The 23,169-nt window shown below is 45.6% G+C and carries 18 protein-coding genes; 9 read left to right on the forward strand and 9 right to left on the reverse strand.

The genetic code is table 11. The features are described 5' to 3' along the window. Window positions 1–288: 288 nt before the first annotated feature. The 4 genes from V1U08_RS08890 to V1U08_RS08905 all read right to left on the reverse strand — a co-directional run bounded on the left by V1U08_RS08890 (window position 289) and on the right by V1U08_RS08905 (window position 6,085). Window positions 289–1,410 (reverse strand): lipocalin-like domain-containing protein, encoded by a 1,122-nt coding sequence (locus V1U08_RS08890; protein ID WP_330470433.1) that lies wholly within the window; start codon window positions 1,408–1,410, stop codon window positions 289–291. Continuing rightward, a complete protein-coding gene (locus V1U08_RS08895; protein ID WP_330470434.1) occupies window positions 1,410–3,863 on the reverse strand; it encodes an ABC transporter permease in 2,454 nt (817 codons plus the stop codon). The genes V1U08_RS08890 and V1U08_RS08895 overlap by 1 nt, the downstream gene beginning before the upstream one ends. Then, window positions 3,844–4,515, reverse strand: coding sequence for an ABC transporter ATP-binding protein (locus V1U08_RS08900; protein WP_014231559.1), 672 nt, complete (start codon window positions 4,513–4,515; stop codon window positions 3,844–3,846). Before V1U08_RS08900 ends, V1U08_RS08895 begins: the two co-directional genes overlap by 20 nt. Window positions 4,516–4,708: 193 nt before the next feature. Further along, a complete protein-coding gene (locus tag V1U08_RS08905; RefSeq protein WP_239949136.1) occupies window positions 4,709–6,085 on the reverse strand; it encodes an MATE family efflux transporter in 1,377 nt (458 codons plus the stop codon). Between the two features lie 94 nt (window positions 6,086–6,179). Here V1U08_RS08905 and V1U08_RS08910 point away from each other — a divergent pair, with 94 nt between their 5' ends. Further along, the gene (locus tag V1U08_RS08910) at window positions 6,180–7,622 is read left to right on the forward strand and encodes a DUF2867 domain-containing protein (RefSeq protein ID WP_330470435.1); all 1,443 of its coding nucleotides are present in this window, start codon (window positions 6,180–6,182) and stop codon (window positions 7,620–7,622) included. Between the two features lie 38 nt (window positions 7,623–7,660). On the opposite strand, the gene V1U08_RS08915 is transcribed toward V1U08_RS08910, so the two are convergent. Next, entirely contained in the window at window positions 7,661–8,263 is a 603-nt protein-coding gene (locus tag V1U08_RS08915) for a NapC/NirT family cytochrome c (protein ID WP_041170211.1), read from the reverse strand. 30 nt (window positions 8,264–8,293) lie between these two features. Then, complete coding sequence (locus tag V1U08_RS08920; protein WP_014231555.1) at window positions 8,294–8,917, reverse strand: c-type cytochrome; 624 nt, start codon at window positions 8,915–8,917, stop codon at window positions 8,294–8,296. A gap of 565 nt (window positions 8,918–9,482) precedes the next feature. Here V1U08_RS08920 and V1U08_RS08925 point away from each other — a divergent pair. From V1U08_RS08925 to V1U08_RS08935, 3 genes are read left to right on the forward strand one after another with little or no spacing between them, the layout of a single operon-like run. Continuing rightward, window positions 9,483–11,795: an OmcA/MtrC family decaheme c-type cytochrome gene (locus V1U08_RS08925; protein ID WP_330470436.1), complete on the forward strand. Its 2,313-nt coding sequence runs from the start codon at window positions 9,483–9,485 to the stop codon at window positions 11,793–11,795. Between the two features lie 52 nt (window positions 11,796–11,847). Continuing rightward, on the forward strand, window positions 11,848–12,834 hold the full coding sequence (locus V1U08_RS08930) for a DmsE family decaheme c-type cytochrome (protein WP_014231553.1): 987 nt from the start codon (window positions 11,848–11,850) through the stop codon (window positions 12,832–12,834). Window positions 12,835–12,844: 10 nt separating this feature from the next. Further along, a complete protein-coding gene (locus tag V1U08_RS08935; RefSeq protein ID WP_330470437.1) occupies window positions 12,845–14,827 on the forward strand; it encodes an MtrB/PioB family decaheme-associated outer membrane protein in 1,983 nt (660 codons plus the stop codon). 76 nt (window positions 14,828–14,903) lie between these two features. Here V1U08_RS08935 and V1U08_RS08940 read toward each other — a convergent pair whose 3' ends face one another. From V1U08_RS08940 to rsuA, 3 genes are all read right to left on the reverse strand, one after another. Beyond that, entirely contained in the window at window positions 14,904–15,563 is a 660-nt protein-coding gene (locus tag V1U08_RS08940; protein WP_162889672.1) for a DUF2913 family protein, read from the reverse strand. Further along, window positions 15,563–16,765 carry a Bcr/CflA family multidrug efflux MFS transporter gene (locus tag V1U08_RS08945; protein WP_020332991.1) on the reverse strand — a complete coding sequence of 401 codons (1,203 nt, stop codon included), beginning with the start codon at window positions 16,763–16,765 and terminating at the stop codon, window positions 15,563–15,565. The genes V1U08_RS08940 and V1U08_RS08945 overlap by 1 nt, the downstream gene beginning before the upstream one ends. A gap of 438 nt (window positions 16,766–17,203) precedes the next feature. Next, window positions 17,204–17,905: a 16S rRNA pseudouridine(516) synthase RsuA gene (gene rsuA / locus V1U08_RS08950; RefSeq protein ID WP_330470438.1), complete on the reverse strand. Its 702-nt coding sequence runs from the start codon at window positions 17,903–17,905 to the stop codon at window positions 17,204–17,206. A 121-nt stretch (window positions 17,906–18,026) separates the two neighbouring features. On the opposite strand from rsuA, the gene V1U08_RS08955 reads away from it, so the two are divergent. The 5 genes from V1U08_RS08955 to rplY all read left to right on the forward strand — a co-directional run bounded on the left by V1U08_RS08955 (window position 18,027) and on the right by rplY (window position 22,918). Then, a complete protein-coding gene (locus V1U08_RS08955; protein ID WP_330470439.1) occupies window positions 18,027–19,778 on the forward strand; it encodes a DEAD/DEAH box helicase in 1,752 nt (583 codons plus the stop codon). Window positions 19,779–19,910: 132 nt separating this feature from the next. Then, the gene (locus V1U08_RS08960; RefSeq protein ID WP_014231546.1) at window positions 19,911–20,345 is read left to right on the forward strand and encodes a PepSY domain-containing protein; all 435 of its coding nucleotides are present in this window, start codon (window positions 19,911–19,913) and stop codon (window positions 20,343–20,345) included. A gap of 11 nt (window positions 20,346–20,356) precedes the next feature. Beyond that, entirely contained in the window at window positions 20,357–21,016 is a 660-nt protein-coding gene (locus V1U08_RS08965) for a response regulator transcription factor (RefSeq protein ID WP_330470440.1), read from the forward strand. After that, window positions 21,006–22,355, forward strand: a complete 1,350-nt coding sequence (locus tag V1U08_RS08970; protein ID WP_020332986.1) for an ATP-binding protein — start codon at window positions 21,006–21,008, stop codon at window positions 22,353–22,355. The genes V1U08_RS08965 and V1U08_RS08970 overlap by 11 nt, the downstream gene beginning before the upstream one ends. 284 nt (window positions 22,356–22,639) lie before the next feature. Beyond that, window positions 22,640–22,918 (forward strand): 50S ribosomal protein L25, encoded by a 279-nt coding sequence (rplY, locus tag V1U08_RS08975; protein WP_014231543.1) that lies wholly within the window; start codon window positions 22,640–22,642, stop codon window positions 22,916–22,918. Window positions 22,919–23,169: the final 251 nt, after the last annotated feature.

The raw sequence follows: 23,169 nt of genomic DNA on the forward strand, positions 1-23,169 counted from the left end.
GTAAGAAACTTTAGAATAATCGCTTGTTCAGAGTATAAACTTCGTTATTTCCGATGTTTGATTTGCAACATATCGTATTTTCCAACAATAACTTTGTAGACGTTACGACCAATTGCATATCGCTTCTTTGCTATTTATTAATCAGTATTACTCATAATTCAGCATAACATGATTAAAATACTTATGATAAACACTGAGAATTATCCTATCTCTATCAAGCTACAGGAACAAAAAAGCCACCTCAAGGGTGGCTATTTAAATAAAAACCGAATGGTAGTTAGCAAACAACTAGTAGCCAGTTAATTGCATAAATCCCCAAGCCTCGTTAGAGCCCGATGCTAACGTAGGACCTTCCCAATATGGGATAACAAAAGGGAGCCACATATTGGTGTTAACGACACGTGTCGTCAGGTCAATGTCGTATTCTGGCACATTGATAACCCATTGTAATGGCAACCGTTTTCCGTTAGACAAGCTGGTCACTTGTATCGGTTGAATCGTGATATCTTTCTCTGACAGATTGATCACTTTACCTGAACGTGTTGATAAGGTGCCGAATATATGAGGCATTTGACCGTGATGACGATACCTGCTGACCGTCAGCGCTCTGCCATCATCTAAGTTGAATGTGAACCAGTCCCAACCTTGTTGCCCTTCTCCTATCAAACCACTGCCCCACTCTTTTTGAGTCCAGGCCGTGCCAGATACTGGGATCCGTTGACCATCAATATTCAAACTGCCTTTCACATTAAGAAAAGGGGCACTAAAGCTAAACGAGGCAACCGACTGCAAAGCATGCTTGACCTGAAAGCCTCTATCGCCATTGACGACAAATGGGCCGTTCGTCTGTGTGTTAAGGTCAACGCTGAAATCATCCGTCGCAACAATAAGTTTGCCAGGGAAAGGCGTTGTGCCAAGAGAGCGCCAGTTCCAATTGTCAATCCATAAGCTAAATGGATGATTCTGCATCCCAGCCTGGCCTATGCCACCTCGCGCAACACGTTGCTCTTTCCACACCTGAGAACCATGGCTAATGACGATGTGTGAGATATATAGCTGAGGATTTTGCCAGCCTCTGGTTTCACGTTCATCTGTCGCTACTCTAAAGTAACTCCACTGAACGTTATAAACCCCGCCGTTCTTATCTTGCAACTTAGCGAAGTAATTCCACCATTCGTGCTGGTATTTGGGATGAAACTTAAAATCGGCTGGCAGCGAAACATATTCATCAGGCAAAACTGGCTCAAAGATAGTGTTATTCTCTCTGGTCAGTATCGAGTTAATATCACTCTCCTGAGTAACCGTGTCTTCCGACCAAAACGGCAAGTATAGAGAGCCTAGCAGTACAACCACTGCCACAATAGACAATACTGCTGCTAAGAAGCGCTTTTTGGAGTTCTTTTTTACCACTACAACGCATCCCTCAATGACTTCATTGGTGTACTTTTGATCATTCTAATAACAGGCAAGGCACCTGCCGCCATGATAGCCAGCATTGCCCAAGCGATCGTCTTGGCGTATTCCCAAGGGATCGTCTGTAACTCCAGTGACCAGCCAAAAGATTGTCTGATAATAATGTCCACAATTACATGAGCCAGCGCTAAGCCCAGAGGCACGGCGATGAGCGCCGATATCGCTCCGAACGCGAAGAGCTGTAAGCCACCGAGTAAAACAAGCTCTTTACCGGACACGCCCATACACCTGAGGAGTGAGAAGTGTCTCTGCCGAGAGAGTTCACCTGCCAGGGTCGCAAAGAACAAGCCGAAAACAGCGATGATAAGCGTAATGTTGCCCAGCGTACCCGCGATAGCAAACGTATGATCAAAAACACGCATTGCTTGGTTATAAATATTACTATCATCAAAAATGCGATCCTGAGATAAGCGGAACACATTTTCTAATCGGTTTTTCAGTCCTTCACCATTGACGTTGTCTTCAAGAACGACGCCAAGCCCCACGTTCCCCGTACCTGCAAAAGCATAGAGCCAACTTCGGTGAGACATCATTACTTGGTTATAGGGGTTACCGTAATCATAATAGACACCCGCAACTTGCCACCCGTCACCAAGCGGAGCGTGTAGATCAATCACATCACCAGGTCGAATGTCGAGCTTTAACGCCATCGACTCACTAACCATGATACTTTTGCCATGATGTAACTGATACCAGTAGCTAGGCACACCCAGCTTAACCGTTAGAGATTCGAGTTCCCCTTCAGAAGCACCTGTGCTCACAACCTGCAGAACGCCCTTATCCGTAGGTAGATCTTTTTCCCAACGCCACCACACAGACTTCACTTCAGGTTGCTGCTGTAACCAGCCACTCATGCGTGCCGCATTATTGTTATTCGGGTAAATATAAATGTCCGCAGCCAAACGTTGGTTAAGCCATTTGTCGGTGGTATCTCTAAAACTACCGACCATGGTTTCAACGCCAATGTTTGCAGCAAGTGCAAGCATGAATGCCATGCTTGCGACTCCGCGGTAACTCATACTAGCCGCAGCATCTGCGAAGAACCACCGGACTCGCACCCAACGCAGTGAGTAAGAAAAACTCTGAAATAGATGCCACATGATAAATGGCATAACGAGGGCAACACTTAACATCATCAGCGCGACAATAGTGAATCCAATCTCCTGTGTTTTTGGTGCTTGATACACGGCGACCGCAGCAACACAAAAAGCACATGCAGCCAACGCTTGCCAAGAGAACTCTCGACCAGCAAAACGCATCAAAGAAAGACGAGACGATAAGCGAATTGGTTGTGATTTAAGTAGACGTATTAACGGCCATAAACAGGAAATTAGCGCACCCATCGCTGACATGACTAAGCTGTATATGCTTGACTTCCATGACCAACCGATAGACAAACCGACGTTAGCGTCATACAAATCACTTAAACTTGTCGACACCGTTGGGATAAGCTCATTTGCGAGTATTACCCCCAAAAAGTTGCCACATGCCCAAGCAACCGTCACAAGAATAGACAGTTCAAGTAATAAAGCTTGCGCAAGTTGAGTTCCGCTTACACCCGCTTGGCGTAATATCCCTACTAAGCGTTGTCGCTGAATCAGAGACAGAGACATGGCTTGATAAAAGATAAACAGTCCGACTAAAAACGACAGCATTCCCATTGCCGTTAAGTTCATATGAAACGCTTTAGTCAAAGACTCCAATTCGTTGCGCGTGTTATGAGTCAGCGTCATGCCATTGGGTAGCATTTTTTTCAGTGCCGACAGCTTTTCTTCTGACATTTCACCACACAAAATCGAAGACAAGCCCGAGCTGCGTTTCAACATGCGTAGTAAAGAAATATCAGTAATCAGCCTAGTACCGGAAAGCAGACTATTCTGGTCGACTTGAAGCGGGCCCAGACGGCTGCCATCGTTCATCTCAATAAAGTCACCATCTTGCCATTCCATGTAAGAAGCCAAGTCCTGACTGATCAGAATTGGATAAGGAGGCTTCATTATGGACAGAATCGGCATTTCCCCTAATGACTTTCCTTGCTGAAGAGGAATCATCGCGACAGGATCAATACCGACCAACATCAGATTCATGTCTGACTTAGCGTCTAAATGGATCACATCAAACGGGGCACATTGATTGAAGCCTGCGCGGCGCAGCTGGATATAAAAACCCTGAGGAACTTTATTAGCGGAGTGCTTGGTACTAATTCGGTAAGGCAACGGATTAGAGAAAAGTCTCTCACCCGTTGTATAGCTCTGTTTTGCATGCTGGTTAATCGAAGTAACACCAACCAGAAGAGATACGCCTAAAGTTAAACCTAACCAGACGAGAATAATTTGCAGTGGGTAACGACGGTAATGACCGAGTAGTGCCTTAACTACGGGCCATAACATGCAGTTGCCCCCCTTGCAGTCGGATTTTACCTTCCATATGGTCAGCGACCTTCTCACTGTGAGTCACCAACAACAATGTACAATTCAGTTGGCGCGCAAGCGTGGTTAATAAACGCATCACCGCTTCGGCATTTCGTTCATCCAAGCTTCCGGTTGGCTCATCGGCCAAGAGAATTTGCGGTTCCATGTAAAGAGCTCGTGCAATCGCAGCGCGTTGTTGCTGACCACCAGAGACTTCTTCAGGATAACGGCCAAGAAGTGGCATCAAATCAAGAGCGGAGAGAATCTGGCGCCACAAACCTTGATCTTCCGGCAAGCCTTTTAACTGGCGACAAAAACGAATGTTATCCGCAATGTTTAGCGTCGGAAGGAGGTTAAATTGCTGGAAAATATTGCCGATGTTATTTCTGCGATAGAGTGTTCTCAAATGCTCCGGAGCATCATGCATCGAAAAACCGACAAACTGAATTTCTCCGGAATCCACCGTATCCAGACCAGCAATCAAATTAAGTAAGGTACTTTTGCCTGAACCACTCTCACCCATCAGAGCGACTTGCTCACCGCGTTGTAATGTTAATTCTGCCCCTTGTAAAACTGGGTGAAACTCTCCCCCATCTACATAGCCTTTACATAGGTCTGACAGTCTTAACATTAATATAGCCGCTCAACAGGTATTTAAAATTGGGATAAGAATCTACACTAAAATCGGACCAGTAGGAAGTATTTTGAATACTAGATCACATTATCAAACCGCAAATGCAACTCGATTCACCTTCTCAAACTATTTTTGTTGAAATTAAAAGCAAATTCCTATCACTAATAATCGATTTTCTCCATTTGTATGGTTAGCTACCAATTAGGTTTTTCATCCACTTTTTACTTCTCACTCGTGGTAAGGAAATCGCCCACTTAACCACTTCCTCGGTCAAAAAGAGTAAATACACCCATTGCGGTTCCCAACCAAGGTAAATAGCAGCGAAGGCAGCAAGAGGGATACCAATAACCCACTGTGCTATTAAGTCCTGATACAGGCAGAATTTAACATCGCCGCCCGCGCGAAGAACACCGACAATGACCATCATAGGAATGGAACGCAGTATCACACCAATGGCCAGAATCAGCATAAATTGCTCTGATAACTGACGCGTTTCTGGCGTCAAAGCGCTGAACGCATTCAATATCCACTGGTTTGAAACCAACAGTAATATGGCAACCACCACGGCAATGATCAGATTCAAAATCAGTGTTGCCCAGGCTTGGTAGTAAACGGGTTCAAAATTCTTCGCGCCTAACTGATTGCCAACCAAAACGGCAGCAGCGTTCGACAAACCGATCATCATTGCCAACGCTATGGATTCAACGGGGGTCATGACTGAGAGAGCCGCCAAGCCCTGGACGCCCGCTTGTCCCATAATCGCATGATAAACAAATAGTCCACCAGCCCATGCCAGAAAGTTAAACGTCGTTGGCAATGACAAACTAAGAAAGCGCGTAATTTTTTCAAATACTAATCCCGCTCGGATGTCATTCCATCCAAACGCAAGAATATGTTTCTTAGCCCATAAATACCCGAATAGACAGCCCACTTCGATGGCACCGCTGATAACAGTCGCGATTGCAGCCCCGGTAATACCAAGTGCAGGAAAACCCAAGTGACCGAAAATCAACACCCAGTTCAGGAACACGTTCGAGACGATACCAATACCACTAAAGAATGTGCTTAAGCCCGGTTGATGCATCGCTCGCAAACCAACGGCCATACTGGCAACACAGGCAACAGCAAACATACTGGCTGAAGACGCCACCAAATAGTTTGCCCCCAGATCAATAACCTGCTGTGAGTCAGTGGTTAAGCTCATGATTGGATCAGGAAAGACCACAAACAGGAAAACGGCCATTGCAGCAAACACCATTGATATCACCCAGGTAAGAGATGTACTCTCCCTTACGCCCGCTTTGTCCCCAGCCCCCCAATATTGAGCGGTTAACAAAGCTCCACCAGTCGTGACACCCACCAACATAATTGTCGTGACAAACGTAGCTCGGGCGGCCACCCCAACGGCGGCAATTTCAGCCTCACCAAGCTGGCCGAGCATTAATACATCGACCAGGCTGCGGCTGGAAAACATAATGCTTTGAAGAGTGATTGGAAGCGCTATCGCGAACAAACGACGTAAAAATGCCTTATCGGCGTGAATTAAAAGCTGAGAAAAAAAAGACACGAGCACTCCAACGACAACTTATTGAAAGAAATGGAAAAGTGTCTCATGATTATACCTAGTGGTGATAATTCCACCAACAAAAAAAGGACAAAGAATGAAAAAGGTGTTGGTACTTGGCGCGTCTGGATACATAGGCTCTCAACTTCTCCCTCTTTTACTAGATAAAGGTTACAGCGTCACAGCAGCGGCGCGACATATCGATTATTTAGAATCAAGATCGCGCCCTCATCCAAACCTGACGCTGAAATACCTGGATTTAGCCGACGCTGAGGCAACATTATCTATTGTGAATGACTTTGATTTGGTCTTTTTTTTGGTGCACGGAATGGCTCAGGGAGATGACTTTGTCGAATACGAGCTCAACCTTGCACTGAATTTTAAGTTCGCCTTAGAAAAAAGTCGCGTTAAACACGTTATTTATCTCAGTGCAATTCAGCCCCAAACGGGAAATTCGCGCCATTTAGCCGCGCGAAAAGCAACCGGAAAAATCATTCGCCAGTCCGGAGTTCCGGTCACAGAATTGCGCGCTGGTGTGATTATCGGCCCGGGTTCTGCGGCTTTTGAAATAATGCGTGACTTCGTTTACAACCTGCCTGTTTTAGTCACACCAAAATGGGTGGACTCTAAAGCCAACCCGATAGCTCTGCCTAATCTGAATCATTACTTACTCTCCCTTGCAGCAGAACCACCACCGGAGGAAAGTAAGATCTACGAAGTGGGAGGGCCAGATACATTAAGCTACCGAAAGCAATTTCGCGTTATATGCCAAGTGACGAATAAGCCATACCGGTTGTGGTCTACCCCACTGCTTACCCCTAAAATGGCGTCCCACTGGCTCGGGCTCATTACTTCCGTTCCATCAAGTATTGGCAAGGCACTACTCGCCGGATTAGAACACGATTACATCGCGGATTCGGTCGCGATTGAGACTCGGTTTCCACAAGAAATGATCAGTTATGAACAATCGGTAACAGAGGCAATTGCACACGAGGGAACGTTTGTACGTAGCAATGTTTGGGGATTTGAGCCAGCGGCACTAAAACGCTGGCAACCAGGATATGGCTACTTTCCTAAGCAAGCAGGAGCCAGCATAAAAACCAAAGCATCTGCTGAGGCGTTGTGGAAAGTTGCGCAGAAAATTGGTAGCCGAGAGAAAGGATACTACTTTGCAAATATTCTTTGGCGAACCCGTGAATGGCTGGATATCTTTTTTGGTGGCGGGAAACCCGTTCGAGTCTCCCCTCCCGGCCCCGAACTCAAAGTGGGCGACTTCATTGACTCTTGGAAAGTCATCCGGTGTGAAGAAAACCAATTCTTATCTCTGTTTTTTGGCATGAAAGGTCCCGGGCTTGGGCGCTTGGAAATCAGTATAAAAGATGAAGGAGATGTGCGAGAGCTGGACATAACGGCATGGTGGCATCCGCAAGGTTTTCTGGGGCTGCTTTACTGGTTTGCCATGATGCCAGCCCACCTGTTCATATTTAATGGCATGGTGAAAGCGATGGCTAACCAAGCGGAAGAAAACTCAGACCACTAGGCAGCCATACTTTATACTTATCAGAACTTTAAGAAGAATCAATTAACCATAGCGGTGGTTTCAACCATTTCTTCTTCGACTTCTTCTGGCTCATCCTCTGGTAACTTGTGCGCTATACCAGCATGACAATCGATACACGATTGATCTCGTGATTCCATCATTTGGTGTCGACGAGCCGTCGTACGACCTTGCGCTTCGAAGTCCATGCGATCAACCTGGTGACAGTATTTACATTGCTTGGACTTATTGGCGACAAACTCCTCCGTTACGATTGCCGCAAGCCTTGGCCGGTGTTCTGACTCAAAGTTTTCCAGCGTAATATCGCCTTTCAATTTATGGAAGATATCCGCTGTCGCGGTGATTTTAACGATCATTTTGGGAATAAACTCTCTCGGAACATGACAGTCACTGCATGTCGCGGCAATCACACCTTTTGAGTTGTTGTAATGTATTGACGCTTGATATTCCTCCACGATCGTATCCATCCCAATGTGGCATCCGAAACAGAAGTCGTTGGTGTTGGAATAATTCATAACGCCATGGTAAGCGCCTAGTGCGCCCACGCCTAAGATAAACGCGACTACACCACCAAGCGGGATGCCGAGCATCCATTTTTTATTAGGTCGACTCCACCATCCCATATAGTTTGCTCCACCTTGCCAGTGATTGATTTATTGGAAACTCGCGTAATATTCAGACAGTGCAACCAAATCGTCTTCACTTAACCCTTTAACAGCGCTATCCATTTTCTTATCTACAGAACGTGCACCGCTATGAAACTGCTTGAGCGTGGTTAGCAAGTAGCCTTTTTGCTGGCCTGCCAGAATCGAGGTTTCATCCATCGGATCGCTGCCTCCATCCACATGACAGCTGTCGCAATTTTTCTCGTGAATCATTTTCCCTTTATCAGCCAGTGACTGATCGAAGTCCTGTTTCGCACGAACAAACGCAAGCTGTGAATAGTGTGCAGCTAACTCTTCCACTTCTTCTTCGGAAAGCGATTTCACAATAGTCGCCATGTCACCACTTTTGCTCGTATCACCATAAACATGCTTAACGGTATCAGCAGGTCGCCCTTCGCCATACTGCAGCATTTGATCAATAAAATTAAATTCCGGTAAGCCCGCAATAGAAGGAATATTGGTATTTGTCGATACCCCACCCGGTCCATGGCATGCCTCACATTCCAAACGCTCGATTAATTCTGGAGCGGATGCTTGCACTGACGAAACCAGAAGAAAGTTGGCTGTAATCAACGTCAACGCTTGAGTTATTTTTGTCAAAGAAGAACACATAGGCTGCGATTCCTAAACTTAAATATTATTGAAAGACAGTGAGAACTAGGCGGCTGTATCTAAAATTTACTAGAAAGAAAATGGAATAAACATGACGACTCTCAAGTCAGATCACTGCTAAACCAACGCTTTCTTATAAGCAATTCCAATATCAACCTGTCCAAAACAACATCTCATTTACATACACAATACATATTAGACCACGCTCTTATAATTTGCTGACATTAGAAAGGCAAATTATAACCTTATTTTTTATAAGTCATTGTAATGCATAATAAAACAACAAAACCCATAACATTCAACACTTTGAGCAACATCACAACACTCAAAAAATATCTTTAGCGAGCTATGAAGCACGGTTTTATGTCTATACTCAAAACAGTCGGTGGTAGAGTGGAATGTAAATTTTGACCCGTCGTTGTTCACTCTCTCCAAAAGATAACTAACAAGAATAAAGCAAACTACTTTATATGGGCTATTTATACTCAGAGCCCAAAATTCAATAAGTTGTATCTAAATTAGTCCCACTTTTATTTAAATCTATTAGGTGAAAGCGAGAGGGAAAATGAACAATATAAAACTACTTTTCATCACAACCCTTGCCATGTTAATGGCCGCATGTGGTCCAGGCGGTAAAAATGATCAAAATACCCCTCCGCCAGATGTCAGTTCATTCAGCGTCGAAATCGAAACGCCGATGCTTATGCCCTCCGACAGTGGTACTGAAACAAAGTTGGTGGTTGACTTTAACGTTCTGGACGGCGCGGGGCGTGACTACACGTTCGACACCGATAAAGACTTTAGAATCGCGGTGTTGAAAGCAATGCCGGCACGCAGTGACGTTGAAGATACCAGTGACCCCGCTTACGACTTTAATGGGCGTAACGGCAATACCTTCTGGAAAAGTTTCCATCACTCCAGTGATGCCTCAAATAACAGAGCATCAATGGAGAGTGTTTGGGATGGTGATTTAGAGAAAACAGACGACGGCTATCGTTACACCTTTGCAATTACAGACATTTTGAAAGTCGCCGATCCGTATCCTGCCGATTCCGCTAATAGTGACGGGTATATCAGCTGGGATGAAGATAAGTTACACCGCATCGTGTTCGCTTACGGCGACCAAGAGGTCGGTTTTACTCATGTTTATGAGTGGGTACCAGGTACCAGTTCAGACAGTACTGTAACGAGGAATGTCATTGAAGACGGAACCTGTGCGAATTGTCATATGAATGAGCCCCTTCACCATGGTCCGGGTTATCGCTCAATAGACAATAACATCGCGGTTTGTACGTCTTGTCACAACGACAGTAACCCAGGTGCAGCACCCGCTCGTAGACCTCTTGCGGCCGTTGTGCACCAATATCACGGCAACGTATTTAAACTTGGCAGTGACAGAAATGACCTGACTACGTACAAGCAGCCTGTTGATGACAGTGAACAGTTAGTCACTGACATAGACGGTCTTGTCGTTGAGGGCAGCCCATTCCCACAAGATGCGCGCAACTGTACGACTTGCCACTCGAGTGACACAGCAAAAGCATCGGATGCAAACAACTGGTTTGAACACCCAACCCAAGTTGCCTGTGAAACCTGTCACTTGTTCCGTGATCGCGGAGCTCATGCAAATCAAGTTGGTACTGCATGGATTCGAGACGGTTCCCCTCAAAATACTTGTACCGGATGTCATCGCCCTTATGAGCGTGACGAAAATGGCGACCCAATCATTGGCGAAGACGCAAGCAGAAGCGCTAAAACAGTTCACATGATGCGTTTAGCTAACCTATCAACCGCCAGAGACACGTTAGACGTCTCGATTGAACAAGCGCGTTTCATTGATGATAGCTTCGAAGTTCAAGTACGCATCATGAAAGACGGTGTGGGTATAAGCTCGATGGCTGACATTAGGCCTTATATCAATAATGACGATCACTTCTACCTTCTTCTTAACTGGGATAACGGTGAAGGACCTCTATTGTCATATTTAAGTCCGTTAACTTTCTCGTCACCATCGCCGCTCCCAACCGTTGATCTGAACATGTATGGAGACGGTGCGGTTGGCAATGGCTGTGTTGCAGAAGGCGATGGTATGTTCACCTGTCACAAAGACCTCAGTGCTTCTGATGTCAAACCAACCAGCACTTCGAAACTGACTGTCAACATTGCAGATGTACCTCTATGTGCTGACAGAAGAGAAGGCGTGCTGAGTGAGTGTGTCAACTTTACCGGTATTGATCTAATCAAGAGCCCGTTCATGATTGCAGCAAATAACACCTCTTCAGCCTTCGGCATCGGTGGTGTGGAAATTCCTCATAGTCTTCCAATGGGCGCGGATATTGAGAGCTGTAACGGTTGTCATAAAGAGCTGACAATCCACGCAGACTCCCATGCGGCGACTGATTTCCAGCAATGTAAAAATTGCCATAACTCAGAACGTCCATCTTTTTACACAGGCATACCGGCAGATCTGAAATACCACGTGCACTCGTATCATGCGTTTGGGTCTCATCGTAATGGTGAGGCGGTATTCCCAGGAGCAATCAACAACTGTGAATCTTGCCATACATCGTCTCAATTTAACCTGCCAAGTCAGGAAAATACGCGCCCATCATTGGCGATGAATACAGCAGGAGAAACAAAATACTTCAGCCCGGCTCTAGTGGCCTGTGGTGCATGTCACCTTGAATCAGCGCTCGCGGACGCAGATCCAGAAACTGTAGCTGGTGATGCAATACTGAGCCATATGATAAATAACGGCGCAGTCTTTGGTGCTGACACAGCCGCAGAAGCGATGGGTTCTGAGCAATGTTCGACATGTCACGCTATCGGGCAGTCTCAGGGCGTAGATAAGGTTCACAAGGTATATGACTACCGTTGAAAACGTCATTGATCATAAGTAATTAACGATTAAGGATGAAAAAGGAATTGTTATGAGAGCAATCATTCAGCGGTGGTTAGTGGTGTTAATACTCGGGTTTGGGGTAATTTCTTCAGTAAACTCTGAAGACGTTACCGAGCCCGAGGCAGAACCTGAAGCAGCGACCTTATCGAGAGAAGAGATACAGACCATACTGGATACGAAGTTTTCAGAAGGGAAATACTCTCGTCGTGGTCCTGATGGCTGTCTACGATGCCATGATGACACGTCTGATAAGCCTGCTACGGGTATTTTCGATAATGTACATGGTAAAGCTGCCAATATTCACGGGCCAATGAACGATAAGCAGTGTGAGGCATGCCATGGCCCGGCAAATAACCATGAACGTAATCCTCGTAAAGGCCAAGTAAGGGAGCCAATGATCACCTTTGGTCCTAACTCCCCTGTTCCTGTAGAGAAACAAAATAGCGTGTGTTTGTCGTGCCACCAAGATGCTAAGCGTTCTACTTGGCACAGCAGTGAGCACGCTTTTGAAGGCCTCTCGTGCTCGAGCTGTCACCAGTTGCATCAAAAGGACGATCCTATGATGGTTGCTGAGTTGCAAGCGGATAAATGTACAGATTGCCATATTAAGGCCAAATCTGACATTCATAAGCGCAGCAGTCACCCGGTACTGGATGGCGTGATGACCTGTTCGAATTGTCACAACCCACACCAGACAATCAACGAAGCGAGCCTCAATTGGTCATCAATTAATGACACCTGCTATGAGTGTCACGCGGAAAAACGCGGTCCAAACTTATGGGAACATGAACCCGTCACGGAAGATTGTACAACCTGTCACTCTCCTCACGGTTCAGTTAATAAAGCCATGTTAAACAAACGTCTACCAATGCTATGTCAGGAGTGTCACCGCGTTCCTCATGCTAACGTTGCGATGCCTGAAAACGACTTGAAGGTTCGTGGTGGTAGCTGTATGAACTGCCATACTCAAGTGCATGGCTCTAATCACCCACGCGGTCAGACGCTAAGATATTAAGGAGGGTGGCATGAAACTATCAAAAATCTGTATTGCTATTTCCCTTGCTTTATCTCTACAAGTACACGCAGAAGATTATTCGCTGCAGAATAGCCAAGAGGCTGATACCAGCCGCTGGAATTGTACTGACTGTAGTAGCGATGGTTTGTGGAGTGGTGATGTCAGTGTGGGCGTCGGTTATCTCGATAACGACGGTTCAACACGATTCTATAACTGGAACCCACCTCTTCATGGCACTAGTTCAGACAACAAGCACCTAAATGCAAGCCTGAATGCGGATCTTGAACGCTATGAAGATGATGGCTTCTACAATCGCTTACTGGTTGACGACTTAGGGCTACAACGCTTCTTGATTCAATGGGAAATTGGTGAGTATGACGGTTTTCGTTTGGTAACAAGTTACAGCGAAACGCCCTACTACTGGAATCGCTCATCATTAAGTGCCTATCAAGGGAGTGACAACGTACTCACGAGTGGAGGTTTAAGCAAATATGATCACGAAGTTACCCGTGATACCTTCAAATTTGAGCTCAAGTACACGCCTAAATCACCTTGGCAACCCTATGCATCGATGAAACATGAGCGTAAAGAAGGCACAACGTCCCTCTATTCATCGACCATACCGGGTTATGGCAGTGGCCCCGGATTCATTCCTAAGGCCGTCGACCATGAGACACTCAATACCCAAGTTGGTCTGAGTTATGTAGAAGATCTCTGGTTGGTTGACGTTGCTTACCGTGGTTCCTTCTTCCGCAATGACATGTCAGCGCTTTACTATGGCGATACTTCAGACCCGTATGCGAACCAACTTTCTAACGAGCCTGACAACGATTTTCATCAATTGGCTGTGTCCGGTAATTATCGCGTGAACCAACAAACCTTTAACGGCCGAATTTTGTGGTCACAAGCTACATCTGAAGGAGGTTTACTGCCATTTGCGTTGTCCCCTTCTAACTCAAATACATTTCACGGTGAAACCAGTACTTGGCAAGTCAGTGGGGATTATCACAACAAACTATCGCGTGATACCGCTCTGAAAGTGTCTGCTGATTACTCCGACAAAGACGACAAGTCGGATAGAAACGATGTGGTTGGTGCAACGCGCGAAAGCTATGACCGCACCAAAACAAAGTTGGAAGCCTCGGTCACTCATCGCCTCAACAGCGATATCAGATTGAACGCGGGCTATGACTACACGCACGACAAACGAGAGTACGCTGATCGTAAAAGTATTGATGAGCAAAGTTTGTATTTCGGAGCTCGTTATCGTCCAGAAGCGCCATGGCAATTAGGCGGTAAATTATCCTACTCTTTCCGAGATGGGTCTTCTTGGCGAAATTCAAGTAGCGACTCGCCAAACTTACGACAATACTACTTGGCCGATAAAAACCGCATAGAATTACGCGGAGACGGTAGCTACGACATCTCTGAACACGTACAACTCCTCGCAGAAGCCTGGTACGGCAATGATGATTATGACAAACCTGACATTGGCCTGAGTGAGGGTGAAGACTACGGTTATGATTTAAGCGTCAATTTCAACCTCGCTGAGGGCTTGAATGGACATGTGTTCTATAACCAACAAATCATTCGCTCAGAACAGCAACAAGCAAATTCGGATGTCGTTGGATGGGATAGATACAAAACAAAACTGAAAGACGATGTCACCACCGTTGGCTTTGGGGTCAGTAAAGACGGACTTCTTGAAGACAAGTTAACCCTCTCTCTGGACTACAGCTATAGTCAGGCAGACAGTAAATCGTCAACAACGGCCAGCGGGTATCAGTATCCGGACAATGAATACAAATCATCGCGTCTTGAAGGTGTTGCAGATTATGAAATCTCAGACAATCAAAGCGTTCAATTCAATGTTCGCTACGAAGATTACTCTGAAGATGATTATCTCTTCAATAATGAAGTAAGTAACATGGGTGACGTTCTGCAAGACTACAACGGCATCTATGGCGGCGTTTATTGGAAGTATCGCTTCTAGCCAATGTGCGTTGTTAAAACTAAAAAAGCATCAGAGACACTACGAATCTGATGCTTTTTTTGTTTATTGGGGCAAATTATGCCTGAAAGCTGAGGGGAATCTCTGCTAATTGATTGCCTTCATTCGCAGGAAATATTAGGTACTCGCCGTGGTATTTCACCATCGATTTATAATCCGTTACCTTGTGGACCATAAAGCCCGCCTGCGATGCTTTTTCGACAAACTCAGCATGATTACCGCGCACAAACCAGCTCATCGGTTTAACCAGTAACTCACCATCAAAACAGCTTTCACATTGGTCTGCACAAAGTGCTAATGAGTTTTGACCTTCGGTAAATATCTGAACCTTGCCGCATCCTACTAATTGCTCAGAGGTAGACACTTCCCAGCCCGCTTGCTCCATGACATCCAAAAAGGCTTCAATATCAGAGTCTTTAATCACTTTGGCTTCTTCGCCTTCAGGGAAGAACTGGGCGTAATAGGCTGAGATACGTTTAAAGATAAACAACAAGCCTGAATCGTTACCCTTTGAACGCCCCGCTTTTTGCCAACGGGTCAAATCATCACCCACTACTCGGCCAAAATTTTGCGATTTCAGTGCTTTTGTTACCCAACGCACCAAGTAATGGTTGTTAGCCACAGGCGCATTCGCCAGCTTACCTGAGCGATGTTCCGCGTCCAAATCTGCCAACGCAGAGTTAACTAGATTCTGAATTTCTTTGGTGTAATCCGACATTACGCCTTTCTTCCTAAAGTCCAATAAAACAGTGCAGACAGCACTGCACAAGCAAACATAACAATGAGCATTGGCCATGCAACGTCACCCGGAAGTGCCGCCACAAACGCACCAATCAACGACCCCATGCCGAACCTTAATGTGCCCGCCAGTGACGATGCGGTACCAGCCATTGATGGGTAACCACTTAAAAGTAGTGCCATAGCGTTACTGCCAATCGTCGATAACGTACCAATAAAGAGCACAACAAAAGGTACTGTGCCCCACAAACCTAAATCCAACAGCCAGGCCACTAACAAACCAATACCGGCTAAAAGCTGAACCGACAGGCCAAAACGAAGCATGGCATGCGACCCCACTTTTTTCACCAAGCGGCCGTTAATGCTGGTCATAATGATCATCGCCACAATATTCAGACCAAACAAGTAACCAAAGTAGTCAGGTCGAACACCGTATATATCAATATAGACAAATGAGCCCGCGGTAAGGAAAGCAAACATTCCAGAGAATGAAAATGCGCCAGCTAACATCAGGCCCAACGCTTCGGAGCTAGAACACAAACGAGCGTAGTTTCTTAGTGTCGTACGAAAGCGCAAAGGTTGACGATTTTCTGGTTTTAATGTTTCCGGAATCTTCCAAAATACGAGAGAAATAACCACAACGGCAAATATCGCCAGTACCCAAAAGATTGATCGCCATCCAAACCAGATCGCAAAGTGCCCGCCAATCATCGGCGCAACTAACGGCGCGATTGTGATGACCAGGGTGACAAAGGACATAGTGCGGGCGAAGTCTTCACGTTCAAACATGTCGCGAACGACCGCCTGGATAATGACCGCCGCTGCCGCACCCGCAAAGCCTTGCGCGGTACGAACATAAGTAAGAGCGTCAATGCCATTTGTAGTCGCACTCACAACTGCCGCTAATCCAAAGAAAAACACACCTAAAATCAGAACCGGTCTGCGTCCAAAACTATCTGAAAGCGGGCCGTGGATTAACTGTCCGATCGCAAAGCCTGCGGTATATGCCGTTAATGTAATTTGCACCGCTCCAGGAGCGACACCGAGATCTTTCGCGATCGCAGGCATCGCAGGCAAATACATATCAATGGCAAGCGGAGTAAGTGCACCAATCGCCCCAAGAACGATGAATAGTAAAAAGGAGAGTTGGGATTGCGGAGCACTTTGAACTTTTTCTGTCATTCTTTTACCTCTAGTTGAGTCCCAACCACTCGCACCCTGGCCTGGATACAGTGATCAATGAAGCTTCTCGTCACGTTGATTATAGGAATAACAGCGAATCCAAAATCTCGTTTTACAAGGTTCAAAAGGACGAATGGATACCAAGGTGCTGCAAACGACTCAAACAATAAAGCGCATGATAACGATTCAAATTCATACGCTGACGATGAGAGTAAAGAAGATGGGCAATGAAGCTCACTCCACCATTTTTCACCACATCGGATGTTTTACGAGAAAAGTAAGTGTCTTAGATAAACGAGCCTCAGTTAATAACTTGAGGTTTGACACTGACTAAAACTGTCTGGCACTAAATCTATTTGGTAGGAGCCGCCATTTTGAGCGATTTCCTACCAAAAAACCAGTTCCCAATAGGAACTAAATAATTTCCTAGAGCTATGATTAATTCCAGATCGAATCAATTTCTTCTTGAGTCAAATAACGGTAATCACCCGGTTCGAGTGCTTCGTCAAGCTCGATAGAACCAATGCGTTCGCGATGTAGATACTCAACTTTGTTACCGAGCGCAGCAAACATGCGTTTCACTTGGTGATATTTGCCCTCAACGATGGTTAGCAACAACTCATTTTCAGCTTCATTCACGATCTCTAAACGCGCTGGTAACGTCGCTTCCTGCTCATTACGAAGCATGATGCCTTCAGCAAGTTTCTCAGCATAATCAGGCTGAATAGCATCAACTAGCCAAACACGGTAGGTTTTTTCACACTTGTGTTTTGGAGAAGTAATGCGGTGCGACCACTTACCGTCGTCGGTAATGAGCACCAGACCGGTAGTGTCAACGTCCAGACGACCAGCAAAATGTAGATTCTCGATTTTTGGCTCATCTAACAACATGAATGCGGTTTGATTAAAGCCATCTTCATGTGAACAAACGAAATCAGCAGGTTTGTACAACATAATGTAACGTGGCCCCGGCGCAGCAACTACGCGCTCTTCCCACATGACTTCCGCACCTTCCGGCACCTTGAATGATCCACTTTTTTGAATGTCACCATCAACGGTCACTTCGCCACTTTTGATGATCTTTGTCGCCTGCTTGCGCGTCGCACCCAGAGCGTCACACAAATATTTATCTAAACGCATGAATACCTCATTGAATTATACCCAAATGCTCTCCGAATCGTGGTTCTAAGATCACTTGGGTATAAAAGTCAGGTATTATAACGTCCCTGGTTGGAATAGTTGAGCAATTTCACATTTTTTCATGTATACACTTCGTCCCTATCAAGCTGACTCTGTAAAAGCGGTCATTCATTACTTTCGTAAACACTCGACACCTGCCGTGATTGTGCTGCCAACTGGTGCGGGCAAAAGCCTGGTGATTGCCGAATTGGCTCGTCTGGCTAAAGGACGAGTGTTAGTTATGGCGCATGTTAAAGAGCTGGTTGAGCAAAACCATGCCAAATACGAAGGGTACGGTCTCAAAGGCTCGGTTTTTTCTGCTGGCCTTGGACGCAAAGAAACCGATCAGCAAGTTGTGTTCGCTTCTGTTCAGTCGGTGGTAAGAAACTTAGATTCCTTCAAAAACCAATTCTCGCTACTGGTTATCGACGAATGTCATCGTGTGCCAGACGATAAAAACAGTAGCTACCAGAAGGTGATTACTCATTTGCGTGAGTTAAACCCAGGGATTAAAGTTCTTGGTCTTACCGCCACCCCATATCGATTGGGCATGGGTTGGATTTATCAGTACCATACTCGCGGGCAGGTCCGCACAGAAGAACCTCGTTTCTTCCGCGACTGCATCTTTGAATTACCAATTCGCTACTTGCTCGATGAAAACTTCCTGACGCCAGCGCGAATGATGGACGCGCCCGTTTTGTCTTATGACTTTTCGCAGTTAAAACCCGCCAATACTGGGCGTTACAAAGAAGCGGAAATGGATATGGTGATCGACAAAGCCAAACGCGCTACGCCGCAAATCGTCGAACAAATCATTCAATACACAAAAGACCGGCATGGGGTCATGATTTTTGCAGCCACGGTTCGTCACGCGCAGGAAATTCATGGTTTATTACCTGAAGGCCAAACCGCAATTGTCATCGGAGATACACCAACTCCGGAGCGTGACGCCATCATCCAAGCGTTTAAAAACCGCGAAATCAAGTATCTGGTTAACGTGTCGGTATTAACCACTGGATTTGATGCACCGCACGTTGATCTGATTGCCATTTTGCGTCCGACAGAATCAGTCAGTTTGTACCAGCAAATCGTTGGCCGCGGGCTACGTCTGTCAGAAGGTAAGTCAGAATGTTTGGTGCTTGATTACGCAGGCAACAGTTACGATTTGTATCAGCCAGAAGTTGGCGATCCCAAACCCGATTCCACCAGCGAAATCATTACCATTCCCTGCCCTGCTTGTGGTTTTAATAACAACTTCTGGGGCAAATTGGATAGCAATGGCTTTTTGCTCGAACACTTCGGCCGCCGTTGCCAGGGTTACTTCGAAGATGAAGACACGGGTGAACGCGAGCATTGCGGTTACCGATTCAGAGCGAAATATTGTGGGGAATGTGGTGCTGACAACGACATTGCTGCGCGCATCTGCCACGAATGTGACGCCACATTAGTCGATCCAGACAAAAAGTTGAAAGAAGCGCTTAACCTGAAAGACGCGTTGATATTCGAGTGCACTGAGATGGACTTGTCTGTCTTCAAATCCAATGACGGTAAGTCTCAGTTAAAAGTTACCTACTCGGGAGAACCATACCAAGGTGAAGGGAACGCGTTAGTTCATGAGTTTTGGTCTCTCACTACCAAAAAGCAAAAACAGAACTTCAAAGATCAATTTGTTCGTCCTCACCTCGCAGACAAGCATCGCCCGTTTGAAGAAGCGTCCCCGACTCGAGTCGTGGCAAATCAGCACCGATTTCGCTTACCGCAGTTTGTGATTGCCAGAAAGTCAGGGCGTTTTTGGAAACTGCGTGACAAAATTTTTGATGATGAACTGAAGTAGCTTCTACCAATTCAGACGATTCATTTCAATGCAGGTAACCAGTGAACCTCTCAACTTTCTTGCTGACAGGTTCACCTTCTATTCATATACCGCTGCCTATAATCCTGCCAATTCTTATGAAAAGGTTTTATTATGAACAAATCAACGAATTCTCAGCGTGTTGCGTTGTTTTTAAGTTTGCTACCGATGGTAATTTCGGCACCTACGTTCGCACAACAAAAGGATCTGTTGGCATCACAAGACGGCCATGCGATTGTGCAGGATGTCATAAAACCTGGCACCGAGATTGAATTTGATGAAGACCAGGATGAGGTCTATCGCGCGGTGCAAAACGGTGATATTCGACCATTCTCCGAACTCTACGCAACGGTCGAAAAGGACTTGTTTGGTCGTATTATTAAAGTAGAACTCGAAGAAGACAATCATGCGTGGGTTTACGAATTAAAAATTCTCTTTGACAGCAACGTCCTAAAAGTTGAGTACGATGCAGCAACATTAGAAATGCTTGAAGTGAAAGGTCGTAACTTCAATAAAGCGCTGAAACCACAACAACAAATAAATGAATAAAAGAAGCCACTATGAAAATACTTGTTGTCGAGGATGAGCCTCGCATTGGTGAGCAAATCATCGAGACGTTGGAAAACACTGGCTGGGTACCCGAACTCTCTCAAGATGGGATTGACGCGCTATATCGTGCGACAACAGAAGAGTGGGATGCGATTGTTTTAGATCTCGGCTTGCCTAAGCTGGATGGCTTATCAGTATTGAAAGGCATCCGAGATGAAAACATTAACACGCCTGTCGTTATTCTTAGTGCCCGCGACGCGTTGACAGAGCGTGTTGAAGGACTGAATGCCGGTGCCGATGATTACCTCACCAAGCCTTTTGAGATGGTGGAATTGATTGCCCGTATCCGTGCCCAACTTCGCAGAGCCTCTGGCAATGCTTCTCCTGTCATGCAAATTGGCGATCTGAGTTTGGACACCCGCACCTCTAAAGTGATGTGGAAAGGTGAGCCGATTAGCTTAACTGCGCTCGAGTACAAAGTGGTTGCGTACTTTGTACATAATCCCGAGAAAGTGATTTCACGAACAGAACTCGTCGAGCATATTTACAAACAAGATTTTGACCGAGACTCAAATACCATTGAAGTCTTTATAGGTCGTATCCGTAAAAAAATCGCACCGAAAATCATCAAGACTGTCCGTGGCTTAGGGTACCAACTCAATGCCAAATAAATACAGATTGCCACTGTATCCATTAAAGCGTCTGAGTATCAAAAGCCGACTGGTATTGGCTGCTGTCGTTTGGTTAACCGCGATGATCCTGGCTGCTGGCGTCACCATTCCGACTCAAGTGTATAACTACATGGTGGATGATACCCGATCACAATTGAGCGTCTTCATGGACGAGATCGCCGCGCAGTTAGAAATCGACAAAACGGGCCACTTGTCGCTAGCGGCACAACTTTCTGACCCGCGGTTTAACAGACCTTATAGCGGGTTGTATTGGAGCGCTTCGACCAAAACTCACCTCGAACGTTCTCGCTCTTTATGGGACAAAAGAATCGAATATAAAGAGCTCGACAAAGACGCTTATGGCGCTCGCGATGAGAAACTAATTACCTTGGAAAAGGTACTGTATTTACCCGATTACAATGGCCCGATTCATGTTGTTGTCGGCATCGATGAAGCTCCAATCAAAAATACACTTCAGACGTTAATTGGCCAATTATGGTTAATTTTAGGCTTGCTGTTTGCTGGCGTGCTTACTGTTATTCTGGTGCAGATAGCATGGTCTTTAAGCCCTCTGACTAAATTACAGAAAGAGCTCGCCGAGCTTAAATCAGGAAATAAAACCAGCCTGGAAGAGACCTACCCTAAAGAGATTTCACCCTTAATCTCTGACCTTAACGCGCTACTCTTTCACTATCAGGAGCTTTTAGAACGGGCACGAAATCATGCCGGGAATTTATCCCATGCGTTAAAGACACCATTATCTGTCCTGAAAAATGAAGTCCGCACCTTGGATACAACCGTCCAGTCCCGATTAGATGAACCTCTGAATCAAATTCAATCGCACATTGATTACCACTTAGGTCGAGCGAGAATGGCGGGTTCAATGAATATCCTCTCCGTCAAAGCCAATCCAGCGCAGCGAGTCGATGCCATTTCTATGGCCTTTGATAAAGTGTATGCCCAACGTGACATCACTTTGGTCAATGAACTCGACTCTGAATTAAACGTGGCAGTAGAGAAAAGTGATCTTGACGAGATGTTAGGTAACCTACTTGAGAACAGCTACAAGTGGGCAAACCAAATGATCCGAGTCCATTCCACTCAAGATAAGGAAAATATCCGCCTTATCATAGAAGACGACGGCCCGGGAATTCCTCAAGAACAGTTAGAACGTGTGACTCAACGAGGGTTTAGGCTGGATGAAGAAACGCCGGGCTCTGGGTTGGGGTTAAATATTGTCAGTGAAATGGCGCATAGTTACCGCGGACAGTTAGATCTAGAAGCAAGCAAAATGGGTGGATTGAAAGCCACACTGATATTGCAGAGAAGCCGAGCATGAGCGCTTTATTAACACTCTACTCTCGCGTTAAGTAAACTGGGCAATTTGGTGAAAATAAACGCAAGTGGCATGATTTTTGTCCGACCGAATTAAAATGCCTCTATCAGACACACTTTATTAGCTTGTTTTTGTTGATTTAGATGCAATTTGGGTTGCTGAAGCTCGAGTGGAATGATAGTATCCGCGCTCGCTTGAACAGTTCCTGTTTCAAGCCTTACCACAAACAACAAGGTCGCATTGTTGATTGTGAAAACTTTATTTTTACTAATTTGAGAGTAAATACTATGAAATTCGAAGCAGTAGTACGTACTGAACTAGGTAAAGGTGCGAGCCGCCGCCTACGTCACGCTGGCAAATTCCCTGCAGTTGTATACGGCGGTGAAGAAGCAGCAGTAGCTATCGTTCTTAACCACGATGACATCGTAAACCAAATGGACAAGCCTGAGTTCTACGAAGGCATCGTTCTAGTTATCGATGGCAAAGAAGTTAGCGTTAAGCCACAAGACGTTCAACGTCACGCGTTCAAGCCAAAAGTTGAACACATGGACTTCATCCGTATCTAATTCCCTACCAAGGAATTACTCGGATTAAATCCAAACCTTTTGCATAAAAGATAACCGGACTTACCAACCGAACTATCTTAAAAAATTTCAAAGCCCCGGAGACTTACCACCTCCGGGGTTTTACTATTTTAGGCCCTTACTCAGCCTCTGAATAATCAACCGCTACCTTGCCCCGCATAAATCTCACTAACTGTCTGTTTCTTGATTGAGAAAGTTACAGAGAAATACAAAATTTCACTCTTACCTGTTCA

The organism is Vibrio sp. YYF0003 (assembly GCF_036350715.1).
Classification (GTDB): Bacteria; Pseudomonadota; Gammaproteobacteria; order Enterobacterales; family Vibrionaceae; genus Vibrio; species Vibrio natriegens.

Bases quoted from the DNA above. Each gene is read 5' to 3' on its own strand.
- V1U08_RS08895 (WP_330470434.1), bottom strand. From the start codon at position 3,863: ATGTTATGGCCCGTAGTTAAGGCACTACTCGGTCATTACCGTCGTTAC.
- V1U08_RS08900 (WP_014231559.1), bottom strand. From the start codon at position 4,515: ATGTTAAGACTGTCAGACCTATGTAAAGGCTATGTAGATGGGGGAGAG.
- V1U08_RS08910 (WP_330470435.1), top strand. From the start codon at position 6,180: ATGAAAAAGGTGTTGGTACTTGGCGCGTCTGGATACATAGGCTCTCAA.
- V1U08_RS08915 (WP_041170211.1), bottom strand. From the start codon at position 8,263: ATGGGATGGTGGAGTCGACCTAATAAAAAATGGATGCTCGGCATCCCG.
- V1U08_RS08920 (WP_014231555.1), bottom strand. From the start codon at position 8,917: ATGTGTTCTTCTTTGACAAAAATAACTCAAGCGTTGACGTTGATTACA.
- V1U08_RS08925 (WP_330470436.1), top strand. From the start codon at position 9,483: ATGAACAATATAAAACTACTTTTCATCACAACCCTTGCCATGTTAATG.
- V1U08_RS08930 (WP_014231553.1), top strand. From the start codon at position 11,848: ATGAGAGCAATCATTCAGCGGTGGTTAGTGGTGTTAATACTCGGGTTT.
- V1U08_RS08935 (WP_330470437.1), top strand. From the start codon at position 12,845: ATGAAACTATCAAAAATCTGTATTGCTATTTCCCTTGCTTTATCTCTA.
- V1U08_RS08940 (WP_162889672.1), bottom strand. From the start codon at position 15,563: ATGTCGGATTACACCAAAGAAATTCAGAATCTAGTTAACTCTGCGTTG.
- V1U08_RS08945 (WP_020332991.1), bottom strand. From the start codon at position 16,765: ATGACAGAAAAAGTTCAAAGTGCTCCGCAATCCCAACTCTCCTTTTTA.
- rsuA (WP_330470438.1), bottom strand. From the start codon at position 17,905: ATGCGTTTAGATAAATATTTGTGTGACGCTCTGGGTGCGACGCGCAAG.
- V1U08_RS08955 (WP_330470439.1), top strand. From the start codon at position 18,027: ATGTATACACTTCGTCCCTATCAAGCTGACTCTGTAAAAGCGGTCATT.
- V1U08_RS08960 (WP_014231546.1), top strand. From the start codon at position 19,911: ATGAACAAATCAACGAATTCTCAGCGTGTTGCGTTGTTTTTAAGTTTG.
- V1U08_RS08965 (WP_330470440.1), top strand. From the start codon at position 20,357: ATGAAAATACTTGTTGTCGAGGATGAGCCTCGCATTGGTGAGCAAATC.
- V1U08_RS08970 (WP_020332986.1), top strand. From the start codon at position 21,006: ATGCCAAATAAATACAGATTGCCACTGTATCCATTAAAGCGTCTGAGT.
- rplY (WP_014231543.1), top strand. From the start codon at position 22,640: ATGAAATTCGAAGCAGTAGTACGTACTGAACTAGGTAAAGGTGCGAGC.